A 9,740-nucleotide genomic window follows, 5' to 3' on the forward strand; every position below is an offset into this window, starting at 1 on the left:
AACCCTTATAGAGACAGACATTACCGCGATTTTTGTCAATTGTTTGCGATCTAGAGCGAACTAATCAATTAAATCTCTTGCCAGATAAGGATTTAGTCGATTTATGCCCCCATATCGAACCATACCAAGTCCCGAAGAGCCCAATATCGAGATGATAACAGTCATTTAAAAGACCAAATTGTTGAAATATCTGCCACTAATGTTGACCTGCAAAAAGAATTAGATTCTTTAACTTCAGAAATGCGGAATTTAACTGAAGAAAAAGCCAAAATTACGGCGGAGCGAGAGAAAGTTATTGCTGAATTAAAGCAGATCGAAATGGAAGTAAAAGTGGCAGCCCATAATGTCCGTAGTACCAAGTCTGTATATGGAAAGCTAACTATTTTATGGACTTTAGTGAAATCTCTATTTCTCGATGATAACTGGGAAGATTTTGGTTCGATAGATAATAACTTGCCCTCCGATCCTGACCGGCCACAAATGGGGAGTGGTCAGTCAAATATCAACAAATCTTTGCTAGATAAATAAATCAGTTAAGGAGTAAAATCAATCATGTCTAGAATCAGTAAATTAATTGCTAACCTAGAAGATTTGCACCAGCAGGATCTAAAAAATGCCGCCCAAGTTTACGGAATTACGGCCACGTTGACTGTCCGCTTGCAAGAAGTTTTAAATAGTTTAAGCGAGCAAAATTTGAATATTGCCCATAAGTCTTTGCCTGAAGGAAATTTAACTAAAGATGATATTATCTCCCTTTACGGTAACTATAATAATGCCTATAAAGCCTATAAAGAAGCCTACAATATTAAATGCTCAAAGGGATGGGAGGCATTTTTGCAAGCGATTCATGGTTTAAAACCTCCCGGTCTTTCTCTTAGTTTAGAGCAGCGCGTCGAACAGTTAGAGAAAACGGTAAAAACCTTAGTGGAAATTCTCCTCGATAAAACTTAACTCCAACTGAACTTAATCCGCGGGACTGTCTTTTTGGATTAATACCTCACCAGCGATTAAACGTTGGGCTGCCAACAGCAACACATCCTCAATATAGGGCTTGACAAAATAACCTTTTGCCCCTTTAGCTGCGGCGAGATGCTGCATTTTTTGCGACCCTCGCGAGGTAATCATCGCTACTGGTATCCCTTGAAGTTGTTCATCCTCTTGCAGACGAGAGAGCAATTCTAACCCATTCAGGCGAGGCATTTCGAGATCGCAGAGAATCAGATCACAAGCTAATCCAGCCCGTAATTTTTCCCATGCTTCTAAACCGTCTCGGGCCTTTTCAATGCGATAACCAGCTTTAACCAAAGAAATCGCTAACATTTCCCGCGCCGTTACCGAATCATCGACAATCAAGACCCGAGGAGTCGATTGTGCAAAGAAATTAGCGGGATTACTGTCAATAATCGTTGTATCGGGGGATCAAGACGGGTTAGGAGTCGCTTTAATACTATTAGCTAGTAACACTTCCCCCGCAATCATTCTTTCAGCTGCCGAGAGTAAATCTCTTTCCGTGTAGGGCTTGGTAAAATAACCACTAGCCCCTAATGTCGCCGCCACCTGACGATGACGTTCCGCTCCTCGGGAAGTCAATAAAGCGACGGGAATCGAGGCTAATTGGGGGTCTTTTTGCAAATTATAGAGTAATTCTAGGCCATTCATGCGGGGCATCTCGATATCGCAGAAAACGATATCACAGGGCAAACCGCCGCGTAATTTTTCCCAAGCTTCTTGACCATCCCGGGCCTGTTCCACACGATAACCAGCTTTACTAAAGCTTAAAGAGAGCAATTCCCGGACAGTAATCGAATCATCGACAATCAGAACCATAGCCCCCGATTTTTGCCTAGTTTTCACCGCTACGGGGGGGAGAGGTTGGCGCCAAGGACCACCGTTATCGGTACGCAGACGACCCCTGGCGATGTCGATTAACTCTAACACATCGCCGATCGGCATCACCGTACCATCGCCCAAAACCGTCGCCCCAGCAATCCCAGCCGTTTTCGGAATCGGTCCTTCGATCTGTTTGATGACGATTTCCAGTTCACCGATCACTTGATCCACCTGTACTGCGAGGAGATTATTACCACCGCGCAGGATCACGATCGAAAAAGAGTCTTGCTCCTGTTTGCCAGTATAAAAACTACCGCGACTTAGTTGCCGATTGTAGGAAAGCAATTCGCTCAAGGGTTGGAAGGGTAGTAAAGTATTTTGCCAGACAACGCAGCGCCGTCCCTCCCTATCCATTTGGATATCGCTGGACCGGAAATCCTTCATATCTTCCACTCCGTCCATGGAGAACCCGATGCGCGCATGATTACTAACACAACAGAGGGCCTTACAGATACTCAGGGTTAGGGGTGAACGGATGGTAAAAGTGCTTCCTTTGCCCAGTACCGAGTCAATAGTAACGGTCCCGCGCACATCGATTAAACTGGTCTGCACCACATCTAAACCCACCCCACGACCAGCAAAATCATCGGCCTGATCTTTGGTACTAAAACCGGGGTGAAAGAGGAGTTTATAGACTTCTTGGGGACTGAGGTGTTCAGCTTCCTGATCGCCGATCAGGCCTTTTTCGATCGCCTTGCGTTTCACCTGATCAGCATCAATACCGGCCCCATCATCACCAACGGTGATCACGGTTTGATTCCCCTGTAGGAATGCCCGGACAGAGATGGTCCCGAGGGCAGGTTTCCCTTTGGCCATGCGTTCTTGGGGTGATTCAATGCCGTGGGTGATCGCATTGTTGACCAGATGGGTCATGGGACTATTGAGATGTTCGAGGATCATCTTATCGATGAGAACATCACCCCCTTCCACTTTTAATTTGGCTTGTTTATCGAGTTTCAGGGAAATATCGCGAATTGCCCGGGGTAGGCGTTCGGCGGCTTGACTAAAGGGAACCATGCGCGATTTGGTCATCCCTTCCTGTAGTTGGGTGGTGGCCTGTCGCAGACTGCGCGTCACCTGATCGGTTTCATCGACGACAAATTGAAGATCAGAGGCCGATTCTCGCACTCGTACGATCAATTCGATCATCTCTTGGGATAATAAATGGAAATCGGTAAAACGGTCGATCTCTAGGGCATCTAGTTCGCCGGCCATGGCCGAATCCCCCTGATTTTCTCCCTGAACTCTACCGTAACCGATGGCACCACCGGAATTGCGACTAGCCAGTAAAGCCCCTTCTAGGAGGCTTCTTTCATAGAGATCCTGCATCCGACTGCCCACATCACCCAGATGTTGGACGCAGGTTAGCAAATTATCTAAAAAGAGACGCAGGCGATCCTGTTCCTCTTCAAGGCGATTGCGTTTAACCACCAGTTCCCCGATCAGATTGCTGAGGTTATCCAATTGTTTGATCGGCACCCGCATCGTCTGTTCAAAAGCTTTACTGACAAGGGGACGCAGGTTTTTTGACCCGACCGGTGAACTGAAACTGGCCGCCGGATTTGCTGCCATCACCTGATTGGTTTCTTCGAGGAGTTTTTCTAAATCCCTGAATTCATCCTCTGGGAGGCTTTCTGGCGCAATTTCCAGTGATTCTAACCCTTGCAGAGGTTCCGCCGCCGCCACCGGGTCCACTGCTGGGGATTCCCAGAGGAAGGCCTCTAGGGATTCAAAGATGTCTGGTAGTGGCGGTTGCGCCGGTGGCGTGGGTTTTTCCAGAAAAGCTTCTAAGTCTTCGAGGCTGTCGTAAAAATTGGGGTTGCCGATGGCTATAATTGCTTCTGAGTCCAAGACCACCGCATTTTCTAGCAGCAGAGATTCGAGATCATCCCCATCTTCCGGTTCTAACTTGGGAGCCGGTCCGGGGGTAGAATAAAGATCATTAGTGGCGGATTCTTCCCAATTGATACTATCGCCAAAAAGTTCCTCTAGAGCCTCGTCACCGTCGGCGTCTTTGTCTTCTAAACTCTCTAACAGCTGTTCGAGATCCTCGTTAAAGAGATGATCCGAGTCGGGTTTCATCATGATTTGCTTCCTGCCAAGTCTTCCTTTTTGGTCAACCAATACGCTCTCTCTAGCTTCAGATTACCCAGAATTTTACTCGATAACTCTATCCACTAGCAATTTTTTTATGGCTAATCAAACTCTTGGACTCGATCAACAATTTTACTCCTATTATCAATCTATCTGTCTGCGAGAATCTCCGATTTTAGCTCAATTACGTCAAGAAACTGCCTCTCAACCCCTGGCAGTCATGCAGATTGCCCCCGAACAAGGTCAGTTTATGGCTTTTTTGGTACAGGCGATCGGGGCGAAAAAAACCCTAGAAATAGGGGTTTTTACCGGTTATAGTTCTCTAGTGGTAGCCTTAGCTTTACCCCCAGAAGGCAAGCTGATCGCCTGTGATCTAAGGGAAGAATATACCAGTATAGCCCGCCGTTATTGGCAGCAGGCCGGTGTCGCCGATAAAATCGATTTAAGAATTGCCCCGGCCCTGGAGACTTTAGATCAATTAATCGCCGGGGGAGAAAGTAATAGTTTTGATTTTGTCTTTATCGATGCCGATAAAAGTAATTATGATCCCTACTACGAACGGGCGTTACAATTGGTCAGAAGCGGCGGAATTATCGCCATCGATAATGTTTTTTGGTCGGGACGAGTAGCGGCGGCCGATAGCACCGATAATCGCACCAAAATTATCCGTTCACTTAATGCCAAAATTCAGCAGGATCAACGGGTCAATATCAGTATTATTCCTATTGGTGATGGTTTGACCCTGGCAATGAAAAAGTGAAGAAGTCGATTTTTGTTGTCTAAATTTAGTTACCAGTCGCCAACCACCCAGGACAACGCTAGATCTCTTAAGACAGTTGACCAAAAATTATGGCTGAGAACGACAGCACTAAATTATCAGTTCAACGGAGAGGGTGGGATTTGAACCCACGTTAGGTGTTACCCTAAAGCAGATTTCGAGTCTGCCGCATTCAACCACTCTGCCACCTCTCCACAGGGTTTGAGTCTGGATTATCATTTTAACAGATTACTTGTCCTCGGATTGATTTTTTTTGATCGACCTCTTGCATAATCTATTTTTGAGGGTTTAAAAACGTCAAAAATAAGGATTAAGTGGCATAAACTATCTAAATATAGCGTTTCCTAAGCTAGTGAGGTACACCTGTTTTTCTTCCCCTTTGCCTTTTGCCTCTTGCCTTTTGCCTAAAACCCAGAACTTTTGTACCTCAGCAGACTGAAAAACGCTATAGACTATTTAATCGATTATTATTCATTATTGATTCTCCTGACTACTGACGACCGACTCCTCAGCAACCATAACAATTTTTGATTTTTACCGGAGGTCTGATGAATCAAGCTCCTTTTCTTCCAGTTAACCATCCCCAGCCTAACTTTCTCCACTGGTTAGGGAGTCTCTGGAAATTTTCCCGTCCCCATACGATTATCGGCACTTCTTTAAGTGTTTTAAGTCTGTATTTAATTGCTTTGGGCAATATTAGCGATTTTTTTAGCCATTGGCCAGTTTTATTGCTCACTTGGGTCGCTTGTCTTGCGGGTAATGTCTATATCGTCGGTTTAAATCAGTTGGAAGACATCGACATCGATAAAATCAATAAACCCCATCTTCCCCTAGCCAAGGGCGAATTTTCTCGGTTAACAGGACGGTTAATCGTGGTTTTAAGCGGTATTTTAGCAATTATACTGGCTTTTATCGGTGGTTTTTGGCTGTTAATCACCGTGGGGATTAGTTTACTCATCGGTACTGCCTATTCCTTGCCACCAGTGCGTTTAAAACGCTTTCCCCTCTGGTCCGCCTTCTGTATTTTTACCGTCCGGGGTGTCATCGTCAATTTAGGTCTTTTTCGCCACTACAACACAGTTATCAATCAAAATCAGTCTATCTATCCCTCGGTCTGGGTTTTAACAGCTTTTGTTCTCGTTTTCACCGTTGCGATCGCTATTTTCAAGGATGTTCCTGACCTAGAAGGCGATCGCATTTACCAAATTACCACTTTTACCCTGCTTCTCGGTCCTCAAAAAATCTTAACAATTTCCCTATTGACAATTTCTCTATGTTATGGGGGGATGATTGCCGTCGGTCTCTTGGGGATAACGGGAATTAATTCTCCTCTGGCCATTGTCGCCCATCTGCTCCTACTTGTTCTTCTTTGGTGGCGTAGTCGCGGAGTAAATTTAGAAGATAAAAGCGAAATCAGCCAATTCTACCAATTTATTTGGAAATTATTCTTCCTAGAATACCTGATATTTCCCCTCGCTTGTTTAATATGAAAATATCTCCTTTTTTAGCGGCCATTCCCTTACTTTTGCTAGGTGGTACAAGCGCACCAAGTCAAGAAACCATCGATCCGCAACTATTAACCGGCAACCTTCGTTTAACCCTGAAAAATGGTGTTTGGAAACTGTGGCAAGATCAACCCGTTTATCAAAATCTGACCCTAGATTTAAGCTGTGATCACGCTGTTTGTCAGCCGTCGGTGTGGGGATACGCGCTCAAATTCAATAAAGAAGTGGATCACCAAGGTACGGTAAAAGCGATTAAATTAGACAATGCTTGGCGATTACAGGTGAAAATGAACATTCAAACTCACCCTTGGCAAGGGGAAGTCAGGGAAGCTATCTATAATATCGAAATTGTCCCCTACCAAGACCAACTTATCGGCAGTTATCAAGGCACTTTAGGGGGAAGAAGACTACAAAACCAAGTTAATGGCACAATTTCCCCTTTATGGCCTAATCCTGTCCCTAATCATCAACCCCTACAAGCGCGAGAACATCCCCGTTTAATCTTTCGCAAGTCAGAATTAACTAATCTCAGAGAAAAAGCGAAAACTCCCATCGGTAAAACTATTATCGCCCAATTAAACAACAGTTTACAAGAAAAAATTTATTACGATGGTTATGTTCCTAATGGTGGTTATCATGCCACAGGTCATTGTTTTTTAGCAATTTTAAATCAAGATAGAAAATCAGCAGAAATCGCCTGGGAAATTATCGAAAAAACCCGTAAAAATCGGGGAAGGAGAGTCTTAGAACAAGCACCAATTGTCGCAGGAGTTGCTCTCGCTTACGATCTTTGTTATGATTTTTGGGGAGAAAAGCGCCAACGGGAAATTACTCGCTGGTTATCCAGTGAAAGTAAAAAACTTCTCAAAGGTGGTTCACCCAAAGATGGATGGAATGGAGAGGCAGTTAGTAACTGGAATGCGCGGGCCAGAGGTGCGGCAGGATTAGCTAGTTTAGCGATTCTCAAGGAAGATTTACCGCCCGATTCTCTCTATTCTCCCTCTGCACAGGTGGAAATGGCCAAACGTCACCTAGAACGCTATTTTACCACAGCTATCGGCGATCGAGGATTTGGCACAGAAGGAGATTTATACACCACCGAACCCATGGTTCTCGCTGTTTTTCCCTTTTTGCAAGGGTATCGAAATAGTCTCGGATTAGACTTAGTAACTGGTTCCTCGGCAGCCCAATTGATCCCCCATTATTTAACCAGAATTGTCCCTAAAAATGGTCAATTATTGATTCCTGCTTATGGCAGACATCAGATGTTTGTAGGGGTATCTTTATTAACTATCGGATTGGGAATTACCGATAAATCATGGCTACCAGCAATAAAATGGCGATTACAAGGTCAAGAAAAACAACTTTTTCACCCCCATTATCCTCATATTGCCCCTTTTCTCCTCGCTGCTTATCCATCTAATCTTACTCCAGAAAATCCCGCTCGCCAACTTGACCGGGTTTTAGTTGATCAACAAAAGGGATTTTATACTTTTCGTAATCGCTGGCAAAATGAAGAGGATTTTGTCGCTAGTATCTATCTTAAACAGCAACCTTTTGTGGGAGGATGGTCTTTTCCCGATGTCGCTAGTGTGAGAATTTGGGGATTAGGAGGACATTGGGCGAGTTTTGAGAGATCAAAAGGCGACTGGAACTCAGAAAATACCGTTATTTTCCCGAAAACACCGCCTTGGACCCAGGCAAAACCGATGACTTTTCAATCTAGTCCCGATGGTTCGGGAGTAATTACGTTAAAAACTGATAAAATTAGGGTTAAAGGGGCTGAACCACCCGCAGGAGTTGCTCTAGTTCGCTCTTTCGCCGTCGATTACAGTCTGTCCTCCGGTTCCCCCGGATTATTCGTCTTGATGGATAAATTATTAGGTAAAGTCGAGCAACCAGAATTTATTAATAAAACTTGGGTGATGAATACCCAGGGAAATGTTACTCTCGGAAAAAATAGTTTTACTATCACTCAAAATCGGGCAAATATGCAGGGAACTTTTATAACTCCCGTGACTTTAAAAGTCGAGAAAACTAATACAGGTGAGCGCATTTTAGCCACGGGTAGCGAGGAATTTTTTCTGGTGATGACCGTACAGAAAAGTCGTCCCCCAGCAGTTAAAATTATCGGCAAGGGATTAGATGCGATCGTGCAAATTGGCTCCCAGGAAATCTCAATTATCGACGGTGCAGTTAGATTAAAAGAGATGAATTTTCAAGAGCCATAAAAATTAGCAAGTGACCAAAGAAAAGTTAACAGTTGTCCAGGGGCATTTGTAAAGATGAAGACTATTTGAGCAATTATTGATGATATAATCAAGGTGGCTGACCAAAATAGCCCCTAAATTTAGAACTATCTAAATTGCATCTATAATTTCCGCCTAACTAAACTATGACTAAATATCATCAAATCACCGTTCACAATCGTCAGACGGGCGAAAAATTTGTCACCACCGTTCCAGGGGATAACTATATACTGCACAGTCTGGAAAAACAGAGTCATCAATTACCCTTTTCCTGTCGCAATGGAGCTTGTACCAGCTGTGCGGTCAGGGTATTATCGGGAGATATCCATCAACCAGAAGCGATTGGACTATCGCCGGAATTAAAAGCCAGAGGTTATGCTTTACTTTGTGTCAGTTATGCCCGTAGCGATATGGAAGTAGCCACCCAAGACGAGGATGAAGTGTATGAATTACAATTCGGTCGCTTTTTTGCCCGTGGGAAAGTGCGTTTTGGTTTACCCTTAGATGAAGAATAGATTAGGGATTAATCGTGCCAGATACCAGCAGCCAATTAGAAAAATACCTAGACATTGCCAGCGAAGCCGCCCTAGCAGCGGGAACAATTATCCTCGATAATTGGGGTAAAATCGAGACAATAGAAGAAAAAGGGCGATCGGGCGATTTAGTGACGGAAATAGATCGTCGAGCAGAAACAGAAATTCTCAAAATTATTGGCCGTCACTTTCCCAAACACGGGATTTTAGCGGAAGAATCGGGAAAACTGCAAGGGAGGGACAGCGAGTATCTCTGGGCGATCGATCCTCTCGATGGAACCACCAACTATGCCCACGGTTATCCCGTATCCGTCGTCTCCATCGGACTACTGATCGCAGGGATAGCAAAAGTGGGAGTCATCTATAACCCCTTTAGAAAGGAACTATTTCGGGCAGCCCGGGGTTTAGGATCCACCCTGAACCGTCGTCCTATCCATGTCTCCCGGACGAGTGAACTAGAAAAAAGTTTACTGGTGACGGGCTTTGCCTATGATCGTTGTCAAACCCCCGATAATAATTATGCCGAATTCTGTTATCTGACCCATCTGACCCAAGGGGTACGCCGCAGCGGTTCCGCTGCCAAAGACTTAACCGATGTGGCCTGTGGGCGCTTAGATGGTTATTGGGAACGAGGGATTAATCCCTGGGATCTGGCCGCGGGAATTATTCTGATCGAAGAAGCTGGCGGTAA

At 44.7% G+C, this 9,740-nt stretch carries 10 protein-coding genes and 1 tRNA gene; 8 read left to right on the forward strand and 3 right to left on the reverse strand.

Annotated elements, in window-relative coordinates; translation table 11 throughout:
* Positions 1–32: 32 nt before the first annotated feature.
* The 3 genes from PX481_RS25690 (at position 33) to PX481_RS25700 (ending at position 951) form a co-directional block, all read left to right on the forward strand.
* Positions 33–155: a hypothetical protein gene (locus tag PX481_RS25690; RefSeq protein WP_288023767.1), complete on the forward strand. Its 123-nt coding sequence runs from the start codon at positions 33–35 to the stop codon at positions 153–155.
* 85 nt (positions 156–240) lie between these two features.
* Positions 241–528 carry a hypothetical protein gene (locus PX481_RS25695; RefSeq protein ID WP_002795750.1) on the forward strand — a complete coding sequence of 96 codons (288 nt, stop codon included), beginning with the start codon at positions 241–243 and terminating at the stop codon, positions 526–528.
* 24 nt (positions 529–552) lie between these two features.
* Entirely contained in the window at positions 553–951 is a 399-nt protein-coding gene (locus PX481_RS25700) for a hypothetical protein (protein WP_002760825.1), read from the forward strand.
* A 12-nt stretch (positions 952–963) separates the two neighbouring features.
* Here PX481_RS25700 and PX481_RS30245 read toward each other — a convergent pair whose 3' ends face one another.
* Both PX481_RS30245 and PX481_RS25705 read right to left on the reverse strand, forming a co-directional pair.
* Positions 964–1,353, reverse strand: a complete 390-nt coding sequence (locus PX481_RS30245; protein WP_502846637.1) for a response regulator — start codon at positions 1,351–1,353, stop codon at positions 964–966.
* Between the two features lie 66 nt (positions 1,354–1,419).
* On the reverse strand, positions 1,420–3,975 hold the full coding sequence (locus PX481_RS25705) for a hybrid sensor histidine kinase/response regulator (RefSeq protein WP_002760822.1): 2,556 nt from the start codon (positions 3,973–3,975) through the stop codon (positions 1,420–1,422).
* Positions 3,976–4,081: 106 nt separating this feature from the next.
* Between PX481_RS25705 and PX481_RS25710 the strand changes: the two genes are divergently transcribed.
* A complete protein-coding gene (locus PX481_RS25710; protein WP_002760819.1) occupies positions 4,082–4,744 on the forward strand; it encodes a class I SAM-dependent methyltransferase in 663 nt (220 codons plus the stop codon).
* A 125-nt stretch (positions 4,745–4,869) separates the two neighbouring features.
* Here PX481_RS25710 and PX481_RS25715 read toward each other — a convergent pair.
* Positions 4,870–4,956 (reverse strand) — tRNA-Ser (locus tag PX481_RS25715).
* A gap of 354 nt (positions 4,957–5,310) precedes the next feature.
* Between PX481_RS25715 and PX481_RS25720 the strand changes: the two genes are divergently transcribed.
* The 4 genes from PX481_RS25720 to PX481_RS25735 all read left to right on the forward strand — a co-directional run.
* On the forward strand, positions 5,311–6,252 hold the full coding sequence (locus tag PX481_RS25720) for a homogentisate phytyltransferase (protein WP_002760818.1): 942 nt from the start codon (positions 5,311–5,313) through the stop codon (positions 6,250–6,252).
* Positions 6,249–8,498, forward strand: a complete 2,250-nt coding sequence (locus PX481_RS25725; RefSeq protein ID WP_288096783.1) for a hypothetical protein — start codon at positions 6,249–6,251, stop codon at positions 8,496–8,498. The genes PX481_RS25720 and PX481_RS25725 overlap by 4 nt, the downstream gene beginning before the upstream one ends.
* Positions 8,499–8,662: 164 nt before the next feature.
* A complete protein-coding gene (locus tag PX481_RS25730; RefSeq protein ID WP_002760814.1) occupies positions 8,663–9,031 on the forward strand; it encodes a 2Fe-2S iron-sulfur cluster-binding protein in 369 nt (122 codons plus the stop codon).
* Positions 9,032–9,045: 14 nt separating this feature from the next.
* The coding region (locus PX481_RS25735; RefSeq protein ID WP_288096786.1) for an inositol monophosphatase family protein at positions 9,046–9,740 on the forward strand (695 nt) is incomplete at its 3' end.

The organism is Microcystis sp. M53603_WE2, from assembly GCF_030065435.1.

Coding starts and splice junctions, on each gene's coding strand:
- PX481_RS25695 (WP_002795750.1), top strand. CDS start 241: ATGCGGAATTTAACTGAAGAAAAAGCCAAAATTACGGCGGAGCGAGAG.
- PX481_RS25700 (WP_002760825.1), top strand. CDS start 553: ATGTCTAGAATCAGTAAATTAATTGCTAACCTAGAAGATTTGCACCAG.
- PX481_RS25705 (WP_002760822.1), bottom strand. CDS start 3,975: ATGATGAAACCCGACTCGGATCATCTCTTTAACGAGGATCTCGAACAG.
- PX481_RS25710 (WP_002760819.1), top strand. CDS start 4,082: ATGGCTAATCAAACTCTTGGACTCGATCAACAATTTTACTCCTATTAT.
- PX481_RS25720 (WP_002760818.1), top strand. CDS start 5,311: ATGAATCAAGCTCCTTTTCTTCCAGTTAACCATCCCCAGCCTAACTTT.
- PX481_RS25725 (WP_288096783.1), top strand. CDS start 6,249: ATGAAAATATCTCCTTTTTTAGCGGCCATTCCCTTACTTTTGCTAGGT.
- PX481_RS25730 (WP_002760814.1), top strand. CDS start 8,663: ATGACTAAATATCATCAAATCACCGTTCACAATCGTCAGACGGGCGAA.